Source organism: Mucilaginibacter paludis DSM 18603, from assembly GCF_000166195.2.
GTDB classification, from domain to species: Bacteria; Bacteroidota; Bacteroidia; order Sphingobacteriales; family Sphingobacteriaceae; genus Mucilaginibacter; species Mucilaginibacter paludis.
The window spans coordinates 3,449,963-3,470,576 of the sequence record NZ_CM001403.1 but is presented as its reverse complement, the minus strand read 5'-3'; the positions used below and the strand labels follow the sequence as shown (position 1 = coordinate 3,470,576).

Annotated in this window: 23 protein-coding genes; 6 read left to right on the top strand and 17 right to left on the bottom strand. The window is 39.8% G+C overall.

Going from position 1 to position 20,614, the window contains the following annotated elements:
• Positions 1-67: 67 nt before the first annotated feature.
• The 3 genes from MUCPA_RS14640 to MUCPA_RS14630 all read right to left on the bottom strand — a co-directional run bounded on the left by MUCPA_RS14640 (position 68) and on the right by MUCPA_RS14630 (position 3,694).
• Entirely contained in the window at positions 68-1,537 is a 1,470-nt protein-coding gene (locus MUCPA_RS14640) for a CsgG/HfaB family protein (protein WP_008507370.1), read from the bottom strand.
• Between the two features lie 170 nt (positions 1,538-1,707).
• A complete protein-coding gene (locus MUCPA_RS14635) occupies positions 1,708-2,223 on the bottom strand; it encodes a hypothetical protein (protein ID WP_008507368.1) in 516 nt (171 codons plus the stop codon).
• 127 nt (positions 2,224-2,350) lie between these two features.
• Entirely contained in the window at positions 2,351-3,694 is a 1,344-nt protein-coding gene (locus MUCPA_RS14630) for an autotransporter outer membrane beta-barrel domain-containing protein (RefSeq protein ID WP_008507366.1), read from the bottom strand.
• A 182-nt stretch (positions 3,695-3,876) separates the two neighbouring features.
• On the opposite strand from MUCPA_RS14630, the gene MUCPA_RS14625 reads away from it, so the two are divergent.
• Both MUCPA_RS14625 and MUCPA_RS14620 read left to right on the top strand, forming a co-directional pair.
• Positions 3,877-4,632 (top strand): LytR/AlgR family response regulator transcription factor, encoded by a 756-nt coding sequence (locus tag MUCPA_RS14625; protein ID WP_008507364.1) that lies wholly within the window; start codon positions 3,877-3,879, stop codon positions 4,630-4,632.
• 753 nt (positions 4,633-5,385) lie between these two features.
• A complete protein-coding gene (locus tag MUCPA_RS14620; RefSeq protein WP_008507362.1) occupies positions 5,386-5,958 on the top strand; it encodes a hypothetical protein in 573 nt (190 codons plus the stop codon).
• 423 nt (positions 5,959-6,381) lie between these two features.
• Here the strand turns inward: MUCPA_RS14620 and MUCPA_RS38255 are convergent, their stop codons facing one another.
• From MUCPA_RS38255 to MUCPA_RS14565, 11 genes are all read right to left on the bottom strand, one after another.
• Positions 6,382-6,546 (bottom strand): hypothetical protein, encoded by a 165-nt coding sequence (locus MUCPA_RS38255; protein ID WP_008507361.1) that lies wholly within the window; start codon positions 6,544-6,546, stop codon positions 6,382-6,384.
• Between the two features lie 90 nt (positions 6,547-6,636).
• Positions 6,637-7,782 carry a pYEATS domain-containing protein gene (locus MUCPA_RS14615; protein WP_008507360.1) on the bottom strand — a complete coding sequence of 382 codons (1,146 nt, stop codon included), beginning with the start codon at positions 7,780-7,782 and terminating at the stop codon, positions 6,637-6,639.
• A gap of 40 nt (positions 7,783-7,822) precedes the next feature.
• Positions 7,823-8,932 carry a hypothetical protein gene (locus MUCPA_RS14610; protein ID WP_008507359.1) on the bottom strand — a complete coding sequence of 370 codons (1,110 nt, stop codon included), beginning with the start codon at positions 8,930-8,932 and terminating at the stop codon, positions 7,823-7,825.
• Positions 8,933-9,799: 867 nt separating this feature from the next.
• Positions 9,800-10,807: a S1 family peptidase gene (locus MUCPA_RS14600; RefSeq protein ID WP_008507357.1), complete on the bottom strand. Its 1,008-nt coding sequence runs from the start codon at positions 10,805-10,807 to the stop codon at positions 9,800-9,802.
• A gap of 382 nt (positions 10,808-11,189) precedes the next feature.
• The gene (locus MUCPA_RS14595) at positions 11,190-11,879 is read right to left on the bottom strand and encodes a hypothetical protein (RefSeq protein ID WP_008507356.1); all 690 of its coding nucleotides are present in this window, start codon (positions 11,877-11,879) and stop codon (positions 11,190-11,192) included.
• A 1-nt stretch (position 11,880) separates the two neighbouring features.
• Positions 11,881-12,276: a hypothetical protein gene (locus MUCPA_RS14590; protein WP_008507354.1), complete on the bottom strand. Its 396-nt coding sequence runs from the start codon at positions 12,274-12,276 to the stop codon at positions 11,881-11,883.
• A 44-nt stretch (positions 12,277-12,320) separates the two neighbouring features.
• The gene (locus MUCPA_RS14585; protein WP_008507353.1) at positions 12,321-13,031 is read right to left on the bottom strand and encodes a hypothetical protein; all 711 of its coding nucleotides are present in this window, start codon (positions 13,029-13,031) and stop codon (positions 12,321-12,323) included.
• Entirely contained in the window at positions 13,024-14,208 is a 1,185-nt protein-coding gene (locus MUCPA_RS14580; RefSeq protein ID WP_008507351.1) for a DUF262 domain-containing protein, read from the bottom strand. Before MUCPA_RS14580 ends, MUCPA_RS14585 begins: the two co-directional genes overlap by 8 nt.
• A 232-nt stretch (positions 14,209-14,440) precedes the next feature.
• The gene (locus MUCPA_RS14575; RefSeq protein ID WP_157543914.1) at positions 14,441-14,887 is read right to left on the bottom strand and encodes a hypothetical protein; all 447 of its coding nucleotides are present in this window, start codon (positions 14,885-14,887) and stop codon (positions 14,441-14,443) included.
• Positions 14,884-15,942, bottom strand: a complete 1,059-nt coding sequence (locus MUCPA_RS14570) for an RHS repeat-associated core domain-containing protein (protein ID WP_008507347.1) — start codon at positions 15,940-15,942, stop codon at positions 14,884-14,886. Before MUCPA_RS14570 ends, MUCPA_RS14575 begins: the two co-directional genes overlap by 4 nt.
• A 10-nt stretch (positions 15,943-15,952) precedes the next feature.
• Positions 15,953-16,948 carry a hypothetical protein gene (locus MUCPA_RS14565; protein WP_008507346.1) on the bottom strand — a complete coding sequence of 332 codons (996 nt, stop codon included), beginning with the start codon at positions 16,946-16,948 and terminating at the stop codon, positions 15,953-15,955.
• Positions 16,949-17,122: 174 nt separating this feature from the next.
• Between MUCPA_RS14565 and MUCPA_RS14560 the strand changes: the two genes are divergently transcribed.
• On the top strand, positions 17,123-17,350 hold the full coding sequence (locus MUCPA_RS14560; RefSeq protein ID WP_008507345.1) for a hypothetical protein: 228 nt from the start codon (positions 17,123-17,125) through the stop codon (positions 17,348-17,350).
• A gap of 51 nt (positions 17,351-17,401) precedes the next feature.
• On the opposite strand, the gene MUCPA_RS14555 is transcribed toward MUCPA_RS14560, so the two are convergent.
• The 3 genes from MUCPA_RS14555 to MUCPA_RS14545 all read right to left on the bottom strand — a co-directional run bounded on the left by MUCPA_RS14555 (position 17,402) and on the right by MUCPA_RS14545 (position 18,997).
• Positions 17,402-17,656, bottom strand: coding sequence for a hypothetical protein (locus tag MUCPA_RS14555; RefSeq protein ID WP_008507343.1), 255 nt, complete (start codon positions 17,654-17,656; stop codon positions 17,402-17,404).
• A gap of 19 nt (positions 17,657-17,675) precedes the next feature.
• Positions 17,676-18,581 carry a bacteriophage abortive infection AbiH family protein gene (locus MUCPA_RS14550; RefSeq protein ID WP_008507340.1) on the bottom strand — a complete coding sequence of 302 codons (906 nt, stop codon included), beginning with the start codon at positions 18,579-18,581 and terminating at the stop codon, positions 17,676-17,678.
• A 251-nt stretch (positions 18,582-18,832) separates the two neighbouring features.
• Positions 18,833-18,997, bottom strand: coding sequence for a hypothetical protein (locus MUCPA_RS14545; RefSeq protein WP_157543913.1), 165 nt, complete (start codon positions 18,995-18,997; stop codon positions 18,833-18,835).
• A 492-nt stretch (positions 18,998-19,489) separates the two neighbouring features.
• Here MUCPA_RS14545 and MUCPA_RS14540 point away from each other — a divergent pair, with 492 nt between their 5' ends.
• The 3 genes from MUCPA_RS14540 to MUCPA_RS14530 all read left to right on the top strand — a co-directional run bounded on the left by MUCPA_RS14540 (position 19,490) and on the right by MUCPA_RS14530 (position 20,481).
• Entirely contained in the window at positions 19,490-19,798 is a 309-nt protein-coding gene (locus MUCPA_RS14540) for a hypothetical protein (RefSeq protein ID WP_008507337.1), read from the top strand.
• Positions 19,799-19,840: 42 nt separating this feature from the next.
• The gene (locus MUCPA_RS14535) at positions 19,841-20,146 is read left to right on the top strand and encodes a hypothetical protein (RefSeq protein WP_008507336.1); all 306 of its coding nucleotides are present in this window, start codon (positions 19,841-19,843) and stop codon (positions 20,144-20,146) included.
• A gap of 101 nt (positions 20,147-20,247) precedes the next feature.
• Positions 20,248-20,481 carry a hypothetical protein gene (locus MUCPA_RS14530; protein ID WP_008507335.1) on the top strand — a complete coding sequence of 78 codons (234 nt, stop codon included), beginning with the start codon at positions 20,248-20,250 and terminating at the stop codon, positions 20,479-20,481.
• The last annotated feature ends 133 nt before the right edge of the window (positions 20,482-20,614 follow it).

The window sequence follows — 20,614 nt, the reverse complement described above, 5'->3', positions numbered from 1 at the left end:
CCTAAACTGGAGAATTATTTAAAAACCCTGTCACATTTATACATCCCGAATGTGACAGGGTGTGTTTTTACTTACCTACTAATGCAATTTTCCCGTCGCCAACATCTTTGATGCTGAATTTTGTACCCAGTTTACCGCTAATATAGTCTGCAATATCATCTATGCTGCCTTTGTATTGAAATTTGATATTGCCTGTACCGTCGCTAAGGCCGCGTTCTATTACTTTTCCCTTCATCGCCAGATTGTCGGCCAATAATTTCAATTTGGCGTAGTCCGTATTGCTTACCGTGATCTCAACACTATTTAATAAGCTCCTCCCAACTGCGCTGCTGCCTGATTTTGCAAAGCTAAGGTCTTTTGAGCAAAACTGTGTTAACATATAGTCGGCCACCATGGTACCGGCTTTTCGCAGTGCGGCTTTGCCGGCAACAAACTCACCATTATCTACCGCGCCGGCTTCAAAGCCATTTGTTGCAATTATTGTGGCGTCATCTGTTCTCACCGATTTAGCTTCAACACGCGCCCGGCAACTTATCTGTGTGCCAATAGTGCCCGCTCTCTCGCTAAAGGCTTCGCCGTAAATAACAATGTCGGCGCCAAACTTTTTGCCTAAGGCAATAGCCTTCATCGGGTCTTTCGCGGCTTCGTCAAACTGCATGGTTTTTTGAAGCGCGGCGTAAAGCGCTGGGTCAACCACCCTAAAGCCGGCATCAATAAATTTACGGACCACCTCAGTTTCGCCCGCCGGATCGGGTAATATTTGGGTAATGTGAAACTCGGGAATAATAACCATTACTTTAGGTATATACCCCGACCTCAGTACACCGCAATTAGCCGAACTGAACGATTTAACCTCCAGCGTTCCGCTGTTGGCGCCAGGCATCGGCATTTGGTCTTTTCGCGATGCGATGTATTGAACGGCTTGCATAATACCTTTGTCTTCGGCGTCCTGGAAAGATTTATGACCGTCAGATTTGCTGTCTAATTTTAATCTCTTTGTAAAAACTCCCAGACCAATAATTTTCTTTCCATCCACGCTGAATTGCTTTGAATCGATAATTTCGCGCGTATTGGTATTAATCAGCTGAATAATAAAGCCGATGTGCGCGTTATTGGCAACGGCTACGCTAAAGTTACCTACCGGGGCGTTTGCACTCTCCGGATCACGGTATTCAATAACTTTGCCTATCACAGTTACCTGTGTGCCTTTATATTGGCCGCTTTCGGTTGGTGCGGCAACTGCTCCGGATAAATTTACAAAATTCTCACCCTCTACCCCCTTCATATCTTTTAACGAGAGCAGTACACTAAAGCACCCCGAGTTTTGCAGGGCATTAGTTAACATTTGCGCCAGTTCATCGCCAAAATGGCCGGGGTTTGAAAGTGTTGATACATCAAAACTAGATACGGACAGCCTCACCTTTTGGTTAAGTGACAAGCCTTCACATGTTGGTTTCATATCAACCAATTTCATTTGTGCGTTTGCATACCCGTAAAAAAATAACGATAAAAACAATAACAAATAATTTTTTTTCATAATACTAACTATTAATTGAGATGATCGATCAAGGCGTATAGCCATCAATTTATCATGCATTGAAATTAGTTCAATTGAATAGTTTCTTGGCAAACACTTTGCGAACGGTAGGTTTTTCTTTGTAAACAGACACTTTAATGATAGCAAAAAATACTGTTCACATCCTGCTTTTATTTTTGGCTCAGTGCCGAATAAAACTGCCCCTCGGTAATGGTGTACTTTGTTCCCGAAGTGCCGACTAATACCCCCGAGAAGGTGCCCTTTATTGAACTGGTAGTTACATCGGTAACTGTTAAGGTAATATTAGCCCCGCTTGATGATGCATCCAAGCCATCGCCTTTATACGCATAGGCCATGCCTACCACATTGGTTGTGGCATTGGGGTTGGATGTAAAGGTTGTATTGGCTTTTAAAGTTGTTGATGTATATAGCCCAATCTCAAAAATATTATTGGGTGCCGCGCTATCAACACCCGCCATGGAGGTAAAATATGTTGTAGTAGCAGTTTGACCAAGATTACTTGTATTGGCGCCTGCTGATGTAAGCGTATGCTGTTCACCATTTATTTTAAACTTTATGGTATAAGCTCCATCGGTAGCTGTATCGGCACTATTATCTTTTTTACAAGAGTTAAAAACGCAGAACAAAAGGCCGGTTAAGATCAATAAGTGTAATGTCTTTTTCATTGTTGTTTATTTAAGTTTGTTAATTATTGATTAGCCTGGTTACACCAGGTTGGGTTTTGAAATTTGAATGCGACGCCAATGTTTATACTCGTTATATTAATTAAAGGCCGATAAATTGTAACAGGATTTATTTTAATTTAACTACCCAGCAATCACTATTGCCATGGTTGCCCGTTACATCACCGTTAACAGAATTACTTTGGCCGGCAACTATATAACCTCCATCGACTGTTTGGATTATCGATCTGGCGTAATCATCGTGTTGTCCGCCGTACGATTTTTGCCACTGTATAACACCCGGGTTATCTGTTTTTACTATCCAGAAATCGTAACTGCCATGGCTTACCGTTACATCCCCATCTGTCGAGTTTTGCGATGTGCCCGCTATAACGTACCCATTATCCGTAGTTTGCTGAATGGCATAAGCTATCTCGTTACCGCTGCCACCGTAACATTTTTTCCAGGTTATGTTACCGTTATTGTCAAGTTTTAAAATCCAGTATTCCTCGCCGCCGTGACCGCCTGTTACATCCCCGTCGTTAACCTCAATATCACCGGCTACAATGTAGCCACCATCAGCCGTTTGCTTTACCGATTTTGCATCGTCATTACCACTACTGCCATAAACTTTTTGCCATTGTATATCACCCACCGTAGTAATTTTAACCACATAATAATCATAGGTGAACGAACCATGGTTAACACTAAAAATACCATCCGACGAAGCCGTATTTCCGGATATGATGTACCCACCATCGGTAGTTTGCTGTATGGCCTTGGCGCCATCATGATAATGCCCTCCGAGTGCTTTGGTCCACTCTATGTTGCCGGCATTGCCTAATTTAATTACCAAAACATCGCCATAGCTTAAAGTAGGCATCAGATAATTGGCGTTTCCAACTACTACGTAACCGCCTTCGGTAGTTTGCTGAATGTCGGCAGCACCGCAACCTACCGTATTTAATGCGAGGCATTCCTGCCATTGCAGGGCTCCGGCACTGCTGAGCTTGATCACCCAAAATGATCCGCCTATCGTGCTGGTATTGTTTGTTATATCGCCATCTTTAGAAAAGGTTTGCCCGGAAACAATATATCCGCCATCATTAGTTTGTTTAACCGATGTTGCATAATCGCTGCTGCTGCCGCCGTACGATTTTTGCCACTCTATGCTACCTGCACTGTTTAACTTCAAAACCCAGAAATCTTCTTTACCATGATTGCCGCTCACATCGCCATTATTAGAGTTTGATGTGCCTGCAATAATATAACCGCCATCTTTGGTTTGCTGTATAGCGTTGGCCGATTCATCGCCACTGCCGCCAAAACTCTTTTGCCATTGTATAATTGGTGGTGTATTGGTAACAACCGGATCAGTATTACTCTGCTGCGATGGTGGTGTGTTATCCGGGCTTTTTGTACAAGCTGCGATTAACAAGATAGCGACCGATAGTACCAATAATTCCCTTTTCATTCTCTAATTTGCATAGTTGAAATTAGGATTATGTTCCGACATGTAAGAACAAAGCTTGCGAACGTAAGCCATTGCCTTGCCAGTGTGCCAGGTTGTTGTGCGAAAGAAAATGCAATGATGTTTTGGCGGTTTAAAACATAATTACGTACTTAATCTGCTCAAAAGATGCTAATTACCGGGTAATGGAAAATGTAAGAATTCTGATCGTAGAGGATGAATTGATAATTGCCGAATCGTTAAAACTGATGCTGGAAGGAATGGGCTATGAGGTTCCGGCCGTATTCAGATCGGGTAAGGAAACATTAGAAAATTTTAAGCCGGGCTTTGCCGATATTATTATTATGGATATACACCTTGCCGGTCAGCTTAATGGAATTGATACTTCTATCGAGATCAGGAAGATTAGTACGGCGCCGATTATTTATATAACTGACAATAAAGATGAATATTTACGAAAAAAAGCGATTTACGAAACCAATACGGTACAATATATAACCAAACCCTTTACTCGGCTTGATATTTCGGTAGCTCTTGATCTGGCTATAAAAGCGATAAAAAGCCACGAGTTGCTCCTGATGCGAGCTAACAACTCATCTTACCTGATTAATGAATCTATTTTTGTGAGAGACGTTCAGGGATTTAAAAAAATTATGATAACCGATATTCTATACCTTAAAGCCGAAGGAAGCTACTGCAACCTGACTTATAAGAATGGTAATGAAAACAACATAGCAAGCATCCTTTTTAGTGAAAATTTGAGTTTTTTAGAAGAGAAGTTGTCTTTTGCAAAAGAGTTGGTCAGAATACACCGATCTTTCATTATTAATGTTAACAGCGTAAAAAAGATACACGAAAATCGCTTGTGGGTAGATGAGAATGAGATCCCGATAGGAAAAACATACAAAAGCGAAATTAGGGACAGGTTCAGGTTTATTTAAAAAATGAATAGTGCGATTTAACAGACATTTTGCTTATCGCTTCAAGGTAAGAAATCAATTAAGAAAAGTTTTTTGAGTGATAATTAACAATGAAATTTCCTCGCTATTCGAAGTTCTAACTTCGAACAATTATGGCTGTCTCTTACTACAGGCTAATTGAAAGCATTCCCACTTGTTGGGTCGGAGATTCTACATTATGAAGCGGATGCAAGGCAATAAGTGGTTAAGCTGGAAACTTAATATATTGGGGTTTAAACGTAGCCTTGAACCCAATTGATTATAAACTCAAAGGAGCAATTAAAGGCATATCAGACAGGAAATAGTTCGAAATTTGTAAAGTAGCCACCACTACACTGGACAGGTCAGATAATTCTGAATCTGTCCAGTTTTTTTGCTCCCAACTTTTTGTTAATCAACAAAATACCACGCAGGAATTCATTGTCAAAAGTGGTTCGATGTTCTTCCACCTATATTTGTTGTAAGTTTTAGATTTATAATAAACCAATCCTTTTTTGATACGCTTGCCACGCTGATTGAAAAGCTGCTTTCCATTATAAAAGAGAAAGACGCTTAGCTGATCCCAAAAATAAAAATGCAGTCAATATAAAGAAGAACTTGCCGTTCCTGAGAGGATATTTCAGCCATCAAACATACTGCTTACGATTTTTACAAAGTTTACATTTTTATTTACAATACAAATTCTTCAAGCTAAAGGATGCCAGGGTAGATTTGCTCGATCAATTTTAATAAGATATGAAAAATAAAAGACATGTTTTGTACGTTCTGGCTATCATCACGGTTAGACTAATTTATTTTCCTGCGCTGGCTCAGCAAAAAAATGGCACTCATCGCGCGAGCTTCTCCGGCGAATGGAGTGCCAAAGAGTCGATAGCTATGGACGGAAATATTGTTTGCTGCTATAACTCGGGAGATCGTATGCTAGCAAAAACAATGAAAATAACAGAGGGGGCAAATTTTTTAACCGTAGAGGTGTCAAGCTCGTTTCCGGGCGCAGCTGCTGTTACCAGCCGGGAGAAACTGGCCTTTGACGGTAAAGCAAGCGAAATTGATCATGGCCCGGGAAGAGGAAAGAAGTTTACCGTAAAATTGTCAGCTGATGGAAAAACTGTGACTGTGAACTCAATTGTACATCTGATGGTTGCCACTCCTTACCATGTAAATGTTCAGAAACAAATGTTTGTTGACGTAACAGAGGTTTGGAAGTTTAGCAATGATGGCAAGTCTATTTCTGTTCAGGCCAACGCAAAATCAAACTTAATTGGCGCCGGACGTTCCTGGAAGACCGTATTCTATAAAGCCACTTAAAATTCAAAACTTTTTGTACCAGCTCGTCTTAGTTGCGGGCTGATAGTTTTTTCTTTGAAATAAAGGGGTAGTTAGAACACCTTCGATACATTCCGTGTTCAATCATAACTTTCTGATAATCAAATAAAAATGCGGCTCTTTTTGGAGCAGCCTAATCAAAATCATAGCGGAATCCCGCGTGTGGAGAAGGAGAGATTCGAACTGGTCTTATAAAGACCTCATAATCAATTCCTTGTATTCGGGTAAAAAAAACTGCCACGAATTAAGATTTCTCCCCATCCTTCCTAAATATTGTTATAAAAGCCCTGATATTATAATGATCGCCTGCCTATTAGGGACAGTTGATCTCAAAGAACATATATCCGAATTGTATCACAAATATAGCTATAATGCGGCAAAATTCAAATCTTAAACACATTCGGGTTACAAGAACTGCCATTGGATCACATTTGCATTTTCAAGTAGTTCGACTTGGAAGAATACGTTTTTGATAGGCATAAACCTGGACAAATCAACAAATTCGGTACAACCTACAGCAGTCTTTACTGTCGTCACCAGGCTGCCTGAAACGGCCAAAATTGCCGTCATGATGATAATATATCGTTATGATTTCAAGTCCGGTTTTCCGTCAAGCAAATAGCAAATGGAAATGGGCTGGTGGTGTTTATTTCTCGTGACCTAAAAGAGTTTGAACTTCTTGCTGAAATCGAAATTTTTATAAAGGTCATACACTTTGCCATCCGCAAAGAAAACTTTGGCTTTAATGGGAAACGTACCCCATAGCGCCATACTTAAATAAAAGTCTTGTTCCGGGTTTGTCATAGTAAGCACCGGGTGTTCCATTGTGTAATGTAAAAAATATTGCACACTATCTATAGGGTTGTTAGAGGCATTAATGACATTTAAGGTAACGTCATAAGGGTTTTTAAATCTCAGTCTTCTTCTCGACGTTATTTTTAAGCTTACATCTCGCTTTTCTACTGCATCAAAGCTTTGCAGGTATTTTACCTCCCCACTTATAAAAATCGGTGTACCACATTGCCGAAGTTGCCAAATCGGATGTGTAGGTATTGGGGTCGTTGCTGTCCAGTTACTGGTATAGGTTTTAGCACGGTCTAAAACATTCGACCAATTGACCTCGGATCTTTTCTTTTCATTGTAAGCTATGTATTCATTTAATGACCGAAGAAAATAGCCGGTAAAAGGTGAGCCATCCGGGCCGGTATAGGTGTCCTTTCCCACCTCACCTGCGGTTACGATGATCTCACATGCCGTGGTAAACAACTTCTTCAGGTTGGCAGTTTGGTTGGGGTCTAATTTTTCTTGCAGGCTTACGATGCCTGATTGCAATCCCATGATGAACCGATCTTGTTTTTCCAACATCGCATAGCCATTGCAAGCCTCAATGATCGTAATTAGAATTTTCGGCTGTTTATTCAATAGAATAAGATGCTCCTTAAATGATTCAATTGCGGAATCAGGTATATCAAGTAGCGGGAACATGCCGGTATGATTTTTTGTCCTGCCGCCATGTGTACTAAAATAGAGTACAACGATATCATCCGGTTTAATATCTGTATGATTTAAAGTGTCATTTACCTGGTGTAAATTGTAATCTACAGATGTTAAATGGTGGTCACCATATTTGTATTTTAAAGCAGCAGCAATAACCTTTAACTGGTTCTCCATATTTACATAATTGATACCGATAAATTTGCCGATGTTTTTATCGTTCGTTTTGCAAAATAAGAAGGCATGCAATACTTGTCCTTGAACACAAGTCAATAAACAAAGCAATAGCATAACCAGGAAGCTAAACTTCATAGATAGGGTTTTTAAATGAATAAAAGAGCTTGGTCAATGTTTACTGCGGAATAATTGTAAAAGATATGGTTTGCGGAAAATTAGAAGTAACAAAGCCGTCGCCGAAATAGTAATTATAACTCAGGCGGAAAGTTGAAGTAATGGCAAAACCAAACGACAATTGATTCATGTTAAAAGACTTATGGTCAGTTTTCGTTAAGTTGTCATAAAAGAGGCCGTTCCCGGCAAGTTGCGCGAATCTGAAATTTGTATAAAAGGTAAGCACATTTAAAGCACCGGTATAAAAAATAGAACCTTCAACACCGAGGTTATAGTTTACGGCGTAAGCACTGTTATCCGTGCCAATTTTAGGAACGTCTAAGGCGAGTTTGGGCGATGCCGCCAGTTTAACAAAGAAGGCATTCTTACTTTGCACATCCAGAATAGGATAGCTAAAACTAAATACGCCGTTACCGCCACCGCCCAATAACCTTTGAACGGCATCATTCTTTGTTTCATTGGGATCTGGCGTTGTTGTGGAAGGGGTTTGCTTATTACTGATCAATGCTCCGAATCCGACACGGATAGGCCCGTAATAATCTGCATAAATTTCATTATAAATAGAAGCCTTGCCTCCATCAGAACTAAAAGCCAACAACGAATTACTTAGGAACTTGGCTTTATTGTCACTCAAAGTACCGTTGTAATACATCTCCGCATCAATGGCATCTTTAACAAAAAAGAAATTGAAATTATTGGCAGTCCTTGCCAAATATCGGTAACCTTTAGCGGCTTTCCGAGCGGCTGATACCTGTTTCATATCTGCTGATCTTTTATCGTTCAAGGCTTTAATGTTTGCATTTAACGCATCGGTATTGGATATATCCAATTTGCCAAAATTAGCTTGATAAGCGATGGCGATAACCCTTTCAACCGAATCGGCGTTTGATTCTAACCGTTGTGCTAAACTGACATAATTGCTGGCATCAACGGAAACATATTTGGTCTTAGTTCCACCCTGTGTTAAAAGAGTTTTGTTCGTTTTTTCGATCCCGCTCAAAGGGATCGGGAATGCCTTTTGATTGGTAAATCCAATGGGAATGGTTTGGCTAAAAATAGGCTTCATAAAACAGAACAAAGACAGGGCCAATAGGGTAAATTTTGTTTTCATGATCAGTTGGTTTAGGTAATGTGAAAAATAAACATATTATTTCACAAATGCAAGACTTTACTTATGTAAAAAACTATGTAACAGGCAATTGAATTATCATCTGGTTATTATTCATAAGTATTATTCTCGCTGCCTTACAGTTGCATGAATTGATTTGACGGGACGCCCAACAAATGCCTTCGCAAAGGTCTTGTACGGGTGGACGAAATAAGAAGTTCGCCCCAAGCCCAAAGCCAAAGGGCTTGGCTTTTTTGAACTTTAGCAGGGGTCAAAGATTAGGGAGCGGATTTTTTCGGTATTATATGGGTGGGAGTGAATACTAACCAGGTTTATAGGAAATGCCATTGAATCAAGTTGGTATCGTCAAGCATCTGTATATGAAAGAACAAGTTTCTGATAGTCATAAACCGACAAATGCCGACATACATCGTTAGCCCGGCTACCGCGGTTACCGTGGTGAGCATACTTTTTGAGATAGCCAACATAAGGCCGAAAATGCCCGATAGAACAATGATGTGTATGAGTAAGATTTGCCAAACCGGTTTCCGGGGAATCTCACCAGCTTTTTTTAGCATGCCGTACATCAAAAAAGTGTACGTAAGGCCAGCAATAATAACGGTAAAAAGTGTTGCCCAAAAGTGGCTGATACCGGAAATTAATTGCCCGATGGAAAAGTGTTGGTGAAAATAAAGATCGAAAACGAGCGGCATACCGATACCTGTGATATAGTATATTACACAGAAGGCAAGGAATAAGGGTCGCGTTTTTACCCTAATAATTGTCGAAAGCCCAAAAGAATAGTTTTGGTTAATTGAGCAAATCATAACACAATAGTTTATATGGACAACATCAAGCCAATTTATCTGATCAGAAGCTCCGGGCCTGCATCTGTTGAGATTGAACCTGGGTGATAACATCATGAAGCAGCGGTATCAGGAGTGTCGACTTTTTAAACTCGCCATGATATTCCAAATAGTTTCCCTTAGAATTACTTTTGCGTGGTGTTGAGGCTCCATGAGTAATACCAATCAGCTTACCCTTTTTGTTGATAATTGGCCCGCCTGAAAACCCATGATAAGTAAAAACATCTATCTCAAAGGTGTTTTTGCCATTATTGATATCGGAAATAACTCCGTTGGTGATGATAGGTATCGTATAGATCGGGCTGGTTGCCAAAGCATAGCTTGTGGGAAGTTCTTTGGTATTCTTTCGTTTCGTTACGGATTCATTAGGATAACCAATTGCGAACACTGGATCGCCATTTTTAACTTTGAAAAGAGTGTCGATATCTTCTATCCCGACTGGTTGAAAGCCACTCAATCTCAGAAATTTGAATAGCCCATAAGCGTAATAGGACGAATCAATATTGACAACTGCCATATCATCATCTACCGGAGAGAATTTAAATAACTTCGTATTATTTACAAATAACTTATCTGAGGGAGTGCCTACCTCAGCCGCAAAAGTCCGATGTGGACGAGGCTCAAATTTTGATCGGTCTATGGAGTGAATGGTGTCGTTTTCTATGATATGGATTTCGCTAAAACAGCTCCCTTTACTTATTGAGACATCTTCAAGCACATGCCTGGCTGTAAGTAGAAAATTATGATTTTGATACGTTAGCCATATCGCGGTACCTGTGCTACCTAAAGCGATTAGCTGGTATATATAGTTTTGATAGGAAACGGAATCGATCTTACCCGCACTGAAAACGCTGTCTAAACTCAACAACCAGTCTCTTTGCAATTTCGAATAGCATAGAACATTGACTGTTGCTTTCGTCCATTTTTCAACAATTCGCTCTTTATCCTTTATATTTTGAGCGTTCAAAGGAATGTTGGAAAAAAAAAGAATGAGTACGAATAGATATTTCATTTTGCACCGATTTTGAATTCCTGTTTTTTATCATTACCAGGCACAATTTCAAACTAAATATAGGGGTTTTAAAATGGGTTACACCAAGGTTTGGATAAATAAAAACATAGCGACGATGACTAAGTGAGTAGCCCTTCCGTTAATTTGCTACTGTCTTTTTACAAACTGAAATAGATTATCAAGGCACCTCAATCACTTAATTTTTTAAGGTTGTACTTATTCCTACAATTAATATAACATTAACCAATAAGTGTTAATATTTAACTCAACCATAAACATGAGCCACAATTTAACTTTATTTGGTCAAATTATATTGGAAAATGGAGGTGTTTTTATTGTTGGTTTTTCCTCAAATCGTAAACATTCTGCCGTGCTTCGCCGCTCAACTCATTGGTTCGTGCTTTAGAACTATACCGTATGTTTTGGCGTTTTCCTTGTAGTCATCTACTGTTTTATCGGTGCAATAGAAAATGTGAACAGATGCCGGATTACAACGGATGTGTGTTTCCGGCCAGTGATCGAAATTGGTGGGGATTCCGCCAGGCACCAAACAGCCTAATTCCCGTCTAAATCCAAGTATCTCCCTGAAAATGCTTTTCTGCATGTCGGTTGCTTTACACTCTGCCGCAATGAATACCTGGTCAAAAGAGGGAGTTCCCGCACAGTTTGGTTTCAACAAGGCAATATCCAATTCGTGATAACTTGATCTTTCCAGTGTTCCGCCAATATCGCTATAACTGAGGGTGCTAAAATAGGTGTCGGTAAAAAGCTCAGCGAAAAGAATACCTTTTTTATACAGCTTGAAATAGGGGAAAGCCCTATTAATCGGCCCGCCTTTCTGTTTTAGCATGACCCTGCCACCAGTACCGATCAGGTCTACTTTCAACCCCTCTATATGGTGAAGGTCTTGAATCATCCGGCTTAACACATGGGCCTCATATAATTTGCCCACCACTTCAGTTTTGGGCAGAATATGACCGATTGCAGCCGGGGTAACGGCAGCAATTGCACTGAGGGATTTGGAAATGGTATCTTTTATCCTGGTAAAGTCAGCGGTTGAAAGTGGCACCATGTTATTCATTATTATTAGAAGATTCACGTAGCTCAGACCGTACTGCACGAAGCATGTCTATCACGGGCTTATGGTTGGGCATCTGCGACAAGTCAAACGTCGTACCGTCTACCAGTAATACGTCAATACCTGTTATCTGCTCACCCGATACATTGCTTTGAAACCGTTTTACGATCTCGTCGTAATTATTCGCGCAGGAATTTTCTAAAATGTCAATGGCATTTTCGATATAGAAAAACAGGTGTCTCGAAGGGCGGCTGGTGATATTTAAGATTTCTTCGTCACCCCGATTCTCGGTTAACCGGATATTTATTTGGTCATCGACGTAGGAAAACCCATTTCTAATGAGTTCGTCAATTAAATGCTGGTGAATTTCTTTTGCCTGGTCGTATGTCATACGAATAACTTTATTATTTCAGTTATGGAAATATTACTACAGAATTAACCCTCTTCCATAATTGCAAGGTATTTGTCATACAGCGCCCTAAAGATGTTGTCTATCAAAATAAGCAAAGTAAACCTGACAAAATAATTGTCGTCCTTATAGTTTTTGCTCAATATCGTAGCGAGCGTTGGCAAATTCTCCTGGTATGATTGCGTATTATGAGCGCATCTGTTTCTATGATCATAAAGCAAACTGTATTTATCTTGTAAAATGTTGACCAATAAATCGTTTTCCGTTGCGAATTGTTCATGGGTAAATAATACGCCACTGCTAAGTTCGAGAAAGCTGCTTTCTGCCCAGCTTGATAAATTTGAATTTAGAAAAAGCTCTCTGATTGCTGTAAACGTGTTCCTCCTTATCTCCACTCTATTGATAGCAGTATTGAGATTGAAATCAGGATTGTTCTTTTTTAATAACCCAATTAAATCTTTGTAGACTATTTTTTTCTCGTCGTACGTAGAACACTCACCCAAAGGTTTTTTTGTATATCGGTTATAGCGGTGTTCGTAATCATTTGTGGCTAATTCCCAGGATATACATTTCATCTTTTGTTCCTGAAAGCCTGTCATTTTTAAGAACACAGACTGCATGATATACTCAGTCAATGGATAAGTTTCAATACCATTTCCGATGGCAGCATTAGCAGCAACCACATCCTTCAGAACGTCAGTAATCGGTGATCGGATAAAATCGGTGTGCTTACTCATGAATATACTTTTTATATATCTCGATTGAAGCATCCATACGGGCCTTTAGGTATTTAAGTGAACCGGGGGCCTTTTTGTGATTATCATCAGCTTTAAATAAAGCTATTTGGGCATCCACATCATTCTTAATATCCTGGGCTTTGGTTATATCAATAACCTTATCATCGAACACGACAATATAGATCAGCCCGAAAAGATACAGGTCAATTTCAATAATGGAATTAAAAGTCTTTGGAATACCCAAATCGTCTATCGTTTGCCTTAACCGGTCAAGGCGCGGTTCATACACACCATTAGGAAAAACAGTCGTGAAATCTTTGAATAATGCAGAAGCCTGTTCACCAACTACAGAAAAGATATACTCTTCATAGTATTTTTCCATTTTTGGCTTAAACCCCCTGGCAACCCTATTGCTATTGCCGTCCTTTGCATACTGCGACAATAGGGACAGGAATCGCACAAAGTCCGTTTTGGTTTGCGTATTGAAGTTTTTTACAACCAGTGCTTTGCTGAAATCAGGATCGAAAAACTTTTTGCGTTCTTCATTCAGAAAATACAAAGACTGCCTGCTTTCCTGCGGCAAGAGTACCTCGCCCTGGATGTTAATGTTTCTAAAAACAGAAGAATAATATTTGAGTTGTTCGTGTTTGACTGCCGAGTGTGGCACCAGGTAAGAAAAACCGAGGAAAGTTTTTTTCAGGAATTGTTCATCAATATTAAAATTGATCTCTTTATAATTGACGGCAGTAATTTTTCCAATAATCTCCGCTCTGTTCTTGCCCTCATTCGTTAACATTTTAAAATTCCATTTCAGGACATCTTCAAGAATTTCTTCATCTTCTTCCACTTCATCATCATTTTCGTCGGCCATTCTTTCAATAGTAGCTTTGAAAGATGCTTTATTAGGATACCGACCAAGATATGCTAATAAAATACTGGTTAACCGTTGCTGCCCGTCGAGAATAAGATTTTGACTTGTATTATCATCAATTTTGAAAGCACCAATAGTGATGGGTGGAACAAATTGTTTCTTCTTCAAGGTTTCGATTAGGGTCTTCACTTTATTTTCGCCCCAAACAAAATGGCGCTGATATTCGGGAAGTATAATATTGCCTTTCAAAATTAAGTCAAGCCAGTGCTTCAGCGAATATTGGCCGTAATATACTCTGTTATCCATTTTGCAAACTGGGTTTAATTTGGGTGTATATTATTGATTTCTTAAAAAAAGAGAAGAAGGCAAACTGAATAGTCCCGCGTTCGTGCAGAATGCCGGAACAGACTTCGGTAGTAGCGTGGTTCATGAATAAGGTTCAGGTTTAGAGAATTAAAGGTAAACTTTTATGGATTACGGCATTCGTCTTTTTTCTTCGATCAGTGCCGCAATAATTTAGATAATATGCATTATAGCGTTATTTATATTTAATCCTCCATAGCTGTGTTTGGTTCTTTGACGAACCGCCCCTGTAATAGATCAGGTGATTTTTGTCGTCGATCAATTCAACCTTGACGACTTTATTGTTTATTTTAATATGCTGCTTATCCAAAATATTAGCTTCGAGCGTAGCATCGAAACCATTCTCCTGTGCAAAGTTCTTCAATTTGCTGAACTCGCTTTTTGACATTTCCCAATAGCCTTCGGATTTCCAGATCGCTACCTTGATTAACTTGCAATCATCATCAAAATATTCTGTTGTTTTGATCAGGTATTGCCGTTGGCGGTATTTAAATAAACTGTCGCTTTCCATAACAGAATATCCAGGCTCGATCAGCATTGCCTTACTTCTTTCAACAACACGGATAGGTCGGGAGCCTGCAAAGAGCAGCGGAAACATCACTAATATGATTAATCTTATCATGGTTTAACTGTTCTGGAGGCAGGTACTTGCGATCTCGGATCAATAACAACTTGTATCTGGCCTGGGTTGTTTTGGCTTTTAGCCGCCTGGGCAAAAATAGATCCAAGAACGCTGTTAACGGTGTTATTGGAGGGGTTGGTTTTGGAGTTGCCCGGATTGACTATGCCAAAGCAAGCCTCCGAAGCCGCAAGGCTGGGATTGCCTTTTGCATTATCGTACCACCCACCCACATGAAATAAGACCCCTGTTGCGGAATTGGCATCTTTGGAATAGCCACCAGCAACCGCACCCGGCCTCGGAGCAGATGGTAATTTGGTGCTGCCGTCGTCTGTGGTAAGATACATAGCGGCGGCTGCACCTTTAGGATAACCGCCTTCCTGCTGATGCCCTTCGTAGGAATTGTCACTGCCTGCCTGTGGCTCAAAAGCGATATTGGACGCGGTTCGGGGACCGTCGCCGTTTCCGTTCTTCATGTAAGCATCCGCATAAGAACCTTTAGAAACTGAAAAGGCATCCCGCGTCACACCGAACTCCATGTGAAAATTGGCGTCTTCCGAATCTGTTACAATTACCTTGTAAACGTTTACGGTCGTCATTGCATATTGTGATGGGTTACTCAAAGCATTAGAAAAACCTAATACCCGTTGTTGAGCGGTTCCGATCACCTCTGTGGTAACTGTTACGATCGGCTCCTTGCCATCCGGGTCAATGGTTTTTATCGGATTATTGGTTACGTAATTATATGGGCTTAATTCAGGGTATTTTGCTGATGCAGGATCTGCGTTAACCCAGCGCAAAAGCTGGTCGTCCGTGATCTTTACGGTCGTGATCACCGAATCCTTTTTATCAAGCAACCGCACCAAATGATGCGCTCGGTCAAAAACAATGATCTTGACCTCGCAATTAGGATTGGCATTTTTGATGCGAAATTCATCCTGCTTTTCAGTTTTATAAACGGTCTTCGTTTTATATCCGAATAGGGCATAGGGGTTATCCTGTGCGACCGCCATCACTGACAGGAGCATCGTAATAAATAAGGTTAACAATTTATTCATGAGGATCAGATTATCGGTTTAGATTGGTTCGCTTTTGTTTTTCCTTCTCAACGGATCTTACCCACTGTTCATAAAGTTCTACGGGCATATCCTTATAACCCAAAGCAGCTACGGTCGCCATCGTCTTCTTGTGTTGGCTGATCTGTGCCAATAGCCGCACACTGTCTGGAATGCCCCTTTTTTGTTCACTTTTGATCATGGTAAGCAAACAATTGGCTTTAAACTGAATAATGGGTACTGCATTAGGGAAATACTTTAGTGCCGTATTGGTAACCTGGAGGACAAAACTATCGTAGCCATATTTCGCTTTATAACCTGCTGCCAGGTCGAACATGGTCATGGCGATACTTTGCTTTGTCGTCAAAGGAGCCATATAGATATTTTTTTTAATGGCCTCCACGGAGATCGCCATTTCTTTGATGATCCACTGGTCACGCGGAAAACCGGGATTGGTCAGTTCAACATTCGTCCACTGATTTTTTTCATCCAGGTGCTTGATATAAATGTGGTTAGGGGCCAATGCCAGAAACGCACTGGCACCAACTTCCTCACAAAGTATTTTATACAAGTATGGTAAAGAGTGACAATTGCCGCCATGTGTTTTAAGCAGTTTGGTCACAAACATATTTGTCCAATCCTTTGCGCCGGTAAAATCGTTAAAATCGTAAGTGAACGGCTTAAAATGGTTGGCAGCGTTGGAATCAGTCATAAATGAAAACGTGGCCCAATTTCCTGCCGTGTGGAACCGGGAAATACCTTTAGTCCTGATCATTTCCTGTAATAAAACGGCTATACCATTGATGCTTTGGCAATAAGATTGATAGTTTAATCTACCGGCACTATAAGCATCCTCCGTTAAAAATACTGCACGTTTAAAATTAACAGGCACTATTCCAGTTAGCATCTGGCTTTGCTCTTTAAATGCCTTGCCATAAAACTGATCCTTTGTTTGGGAATGGCCAGAAAGAAAAATAGTGATAAGTAGTGCCGTTAAAAGTGATTTCATTCCGTAACAATTGACGGAACAATATAGATATATTTATTTTACAATATAATATGTTTGAAAAAAATAAGCGTTCCGTTCGTGCCTGGAAGCGCACCCCAGCCAGCAATTGAGTTTCAATATTTGAATAATACCAACATTTGCATAATTGAACCTTTAAAAGATTAAATTTGTATTATGAAAATAGAATTATATCTTACTACTATTACTGGTACCAAAAGGGTAACGGCGTTTTACAAAACAGTTGAACTTCAATTCGTTCCAGTTACCGGTTACTTTTATTACGATAACGATAAAGTATTTGCGGTAACCACTGTACTATTTAAAGATGATAGGATTCTTTGCGCAATAAGCGAAGCTTCAAAGGAGGGTAGTTTAATTAAGCCGCTAATGGAGTTTGTATAACGATTATACAGTTATAAAATACTTCCCTGGTTTGAAACATCAACAATACTTTCACCAGCGCTTGATAGCCTTTTGCGTTGCTGCTTCGTATTCCCGATAAAGGCGTTCCAGCAATCCAATTTCTCTGCTTCTATATCCGGCAGAAAAATGGGGCTGCTCGCTTTTGTCAGCAGCACCGGCACATAAAACCTCCATTTTATTCTGTTGCATCAAAGCAATATTATTTGTGATAAGTGCATCACTGTTGCCATAGCTTTCAAAATCAAACGTCCGGCTTTTAAGATCGTATATAACTAAGTAGTTCATTGTTCAGTTTTTTCAGTGTTCATAAACAAAGGTCTTCAATTTTGATCATGGTTATATTTTTTTTGTCAATACCCAACATTGCAGCTGCCTTATTCTTTTTCTCTTCCAATTCCTGATCTCCAAAGTAACTGAACGTCCAGGATGCTCCGGGGGCCTGTTTCGCTATGAGTTGAAAATAAGGATTATCCACATCAGCAATGGAGTGGCCCAATACAATAATATTTTTTGTTCCGGCTAACTCCCTGAAGTATTTACCATGTTCATTAATAACTTCATCGGTATCCTTTCGGAACGCATAAAACACAGACCGGGCCGCGCCTTCAGCATCGGTAAACATAGTACGGGAGCTTTCGCCAAATTCGTCCAGTGTGTCGTCTTGTTTTTCGTCGTCCGCGAGGCCGTGGCCGAAGATCAACTCCCCGTTAAACCCTCCGGCTTTATTATGGATATAAAATATCCGGTCGTCGGAGATATGATACAGTTCCTCCAGTGTAGCGGTATAATTGAAAGTAATGAACTTACTACGGTCAGTAATATTCAGAAGTTTTGTTGTGCGACTTGGTTGTTCCGGAAATTCAATACCGTCGATCCACTGGCTGAAAGCATCCCTGATCGATTCTATTAAATTTTCAGCGGCCTCTCTCACTTCGTCTTCCACTGCATAAACTTCACTATATCTGAAGTTTTCGCTCAACGGATCGCACCCGTTGTGAAAATCAAAAAACGATTGTGAAGCGAAAGTGCCTAAATCACATTCAAAATCGCACCACAAATATTTGTGATTCACTTTAAAAGTAAAGTATTCCTCCAATGTATGGGCCAGTTCGGGATCGGTTTCAACAACTGATTTATTGAAATCGGCATAACTTGTTGGTAATTTATGGTGAAGGTCGAAGCCGTTACCCAGGATATAAAGTGTATCCATTCTTTGTCGGAACTAACTAATAGATTTATAATTAAACAAGATAGCCTGAACTTTTTAATGTTTCAGGCTATTTGTTATATTTGCAATATTATTGTAAAGACAATAAAAATTAGGCCATTTGACAGGAGTTGGGAAAAAGTTTTGACGGACCTTCCCGACTTCTCCATTGGCATTATATTGCAAACTATTTCTTCTATTCTTCCTTTGCTTTTATCCTTTGATTCCTGCTATGTAATACCTTGACAGTTTCTTCAAAGGGAGAATTTATATTGTAATCTTTCCGCGTTCTGCTTCTTCTGCTTCTTCTGCTTCTTCTGCTTCTTCTGCTTCTTCTGCTTCTTCTGCTTCTTCTGCTTCTTCTGCTTCTTCTGCTTCTTCTGCTTCTTCTGCTTCTTCTGCTTCTTCTGCTTCTGCAAATGTATAAACTTTTCTTTATATTGTAACAAACTGTCCCAAATGTTTCATTATGAATTAAAATTTTTATGGGTACTCTTCCATTACCCATCTACCAATTGCATCGACATTTCTTACTCGGCTTTTAAATCCTTGATATTATGACTATAGGTAATACTCATTTATATATAGTTGTAAATGCTTTTATCGTTAACTATCATGAGAAGCGCATACCTATTTGGTTTTATTTTCCATCAGCTGATATTTAACCTTGACGTTATTGCCAGCATCAATTATTTAGGCCATCAAAATAACGATAACTCTTGTGATGCCTATTAATGCTGTGTAGAAGTTGAAATATGATTTGTTTTTTCTGTAGCGCTCGCATAATTGCTTTATCAAAAATGCCTTACCTTCATTTAAATTAGTCCATTTAGCGGCGGGATAAGAGCAATTCAACAAGTCCTTTTGCTTTTTGACTATACCTATTACAATTTATCATAAACCGTCCGGTAATGCCAGAAGAACAAAAGAAATTTCATTTTCTCGGTGAATTAGTTTTGAAAAGAAGCCCGTCTTTATCATCCACCCACGAATTTAAAAATGATCCGCAAGAGCGCCTCGCCTTCGATCTCGTCAGGATAAAAATAGGATTCGGATATGAAATTGAAAATCCCGATTCTGCAACTTATGATTCACCTTTTATCGCCAAAATCTTCCTTACGGAGCCAAAAGCGCTTTCCTATATTTATGAAGGTGATGGATACCAGGTCGTCCGAGGCAGAGAATTAATTGGCGAGGTTGTCATTCTCAAAAAGCTATAAGAAAAAAAGCCTATCCCTGTTAAAATTATAATCCATTCGCTTATGCCAGAAAAAAAAATAGGAACTCAATTTACTGCTGAACTTTTTCTTATTCCGCCCACTTCAGTTTCCTCAAATTCGGTTAAGAGTGATTCACAATCGGCTATTTACCTGGACGTTGATAAAACCAAAATAGGGTTTAAATATAAAATAGAAGACCCCGATTCCGCGACGTATCGTGCCTGGTTTGTTGCTGAAATAACGGTTCCCGATTCACAGGCAGCAGAAAAAGTTGAATTGGAACAAGGGTACGGTATTTTTAGAGATGAAAAATATCTTGGCGAGATCGTCGTCATGGGAAAACTGTAACTAAGGGGTCGCAGATTGTTGCTGTTATCCGATGTGGTCATTCTAAAAAAGTTGTAAGGCCAAAATTGCCTTTCCCATTATTAATCATAAACCATTTGCACATGCCAGAAGAAAAACCGGGATTTCATTTTATTGGCGATATTATTCTGAACGCCCCGTCGTCAACAGGAGCCGTTGAATATGTTAAAGATGAATCGCAAAACGGAATTACCCTCAAAGCCGGTGAAGATAAAGTAGGCTTTACATATCAATTTGATAATCCAGATTCCGTTGTTTATGAGGATTGGTTTGATGCTAAAATAAGCATAAGTGATCCGGCATCAGTACATAAGTGATCCGGCATCAGTAAATAGGATCAAGGTGAACACAGGATACCAGATATACAGGAACGAAGAATGTATTGGCGGAGCGATCATTCATCAACAGGTATAAACAAAGGAGGCTAAAATTGCTATCTTTGGAGGAACC

Coding starts and splice junctions, on each gene's coding strand:
- MUCPA_RS14640 (WP_008507370.1), bottom strand. CDS start 1,537: ATGAAAAAAAATTATTTGTTATTGTTTTTATCGTTATTTTTTTACGGG.
- MUCPA_RS14635 (WP_008507368.1), bottom strand. CDS start 2,223: ATGAAAAAGACATTACACTTATTGATCTTAACCGGCCTTTTGTTCTGC.
- MUCPA_RS14630 (WP_008507366.1), bottom strand. CDS start 3,694: ATGAAAAGGGAATTATTGGTACTATCGGTCGCTATCTTGTTAATCGCA.
- MUCPA_RS14625 (WP_008507364.1), top strand. CDS start 3,877: ATGGAAAATGTAAGAATTCTGATCGTAGAGGATGAATTGATAATTGCC.
- MUCPA_RS14620 (WP_008507362.1), top strand. CDS start 5,386: ATGAAAAATAAAAGACATGTTTTGTACGTTCTGGCTATCATCACGGTT.
- MUCPA_RS38255 (WP_008507361.1), bottom strand. CDS start 6,546: ATGACGGCAATTTTGGCCGTTTCAGGCAGCCTGGTGACGACAGTAAAG.
- MUCPA_RS14615 (WP_008507360.1), bottom strand. CDS start 7,782: ATGAAGTTTAGCTTCCTGGTTATGCTATTGCTTTGTTTATTGACTTGT.
- MUCPA_RS14610 (WP_008507359.1), bottom strand. CDS start 8,932: ATGAAAACAAAATTTACCCTATTGGCCCTGTCTTTGTTCTGTTTTATG.
- MUCPA_RS14600 (WP_008507357.1), bottom strand. CDS start 10,807: ATGAAATATCTATTCGTACTCATTCTTTTTTTTTCCAACATTCCTTTG.
- MUCPA_RS14595 (WP_008507356.1), bottom strand. CDS start 11,879: ATGGTGCCACTTTCAACCGCTGACTTTACCAGGATAAAAGATACCATT.
- MUCPA_RS14590 (WP_008507354.1), bottom strand. CDS start 12,276: ATGACATACGACCAGGCAAAAGAAATTCACCAGCATTTAATTGACGAA.
- MUCPA_RS14585 (WP_008507353.1), bottom strand. CDS start 13,031: ATGAGTAAGCACACCGATTTTATCCGATCACCGATTACTGACGTTCTG.
- MUCPA_RS14580 (WP_008507351.1), bottom strand. CDS start 14,208: ATGGATAACAGAGTATATTACGGCCAATATTCGCTGAAGCACTGGCTT.
- MUCPA_RS14575 (WP_157543914.1), bottom strand. CDS start 14,887: ATGATAAGATTAATCATATTAGTGATGTTTCCGCTGCTCTTTGCAGGC.
- MUCPA_RS14570 (WP_008507347.1), bottom strand. CDS start 15,942: ATGAATAAATTGTTAACCTTATTTATTACGATGCTCCTGTCAGTGATG.
- MUCPA_RS14565 (WP_008507346.1), bottom strand. CDS start 16,948: ATGAAATCACTTTTAACGGCACTACTTATCACTATTTTTCTTTCTGGC.
- MUCPA_RS14560 (WP_008507345.1), top strand. CDS start 17,123: ATGAAAATAGAATTATATCTTACTACTATTACTGGTACCAAAAGGGTA.
- MUCPA_RS14555 (WP_008507343.1), bottom strand. CDS start 17,656: ATGAACTACTTAGTTATATACGATCTTAAAAGCCGGACGTTTGATTTT.
- MUCPA_RS14550 (WP_008507340.1), bottom strand. CDS start 18,581: ATGGATACACTTTATATCCTGGGTAACGGCTTCGACCTTCACCATAAA.
- MUCPA_RS14540 (WP_008507337.1), top strand. CDS start 19,490: ATGCCAGAAGAACAAAAGAAATTTCATTTTCTCGGTGAATTAGTTTTG.
- MUCPA_RS14535 (WP_008507336.1), top strand. CDS start 19,841: ATGCCAGAAAAAAAAATAGGAACTCAATTTACTGCTGAACTTTTTCTT.
- MUCPA_RS14530 (WP_008507335.1), top strand. CDS start 20,248: ATGCCAGAAGAAAAACCGGGATTTCATTTTATTGGCGATATTATTCTG.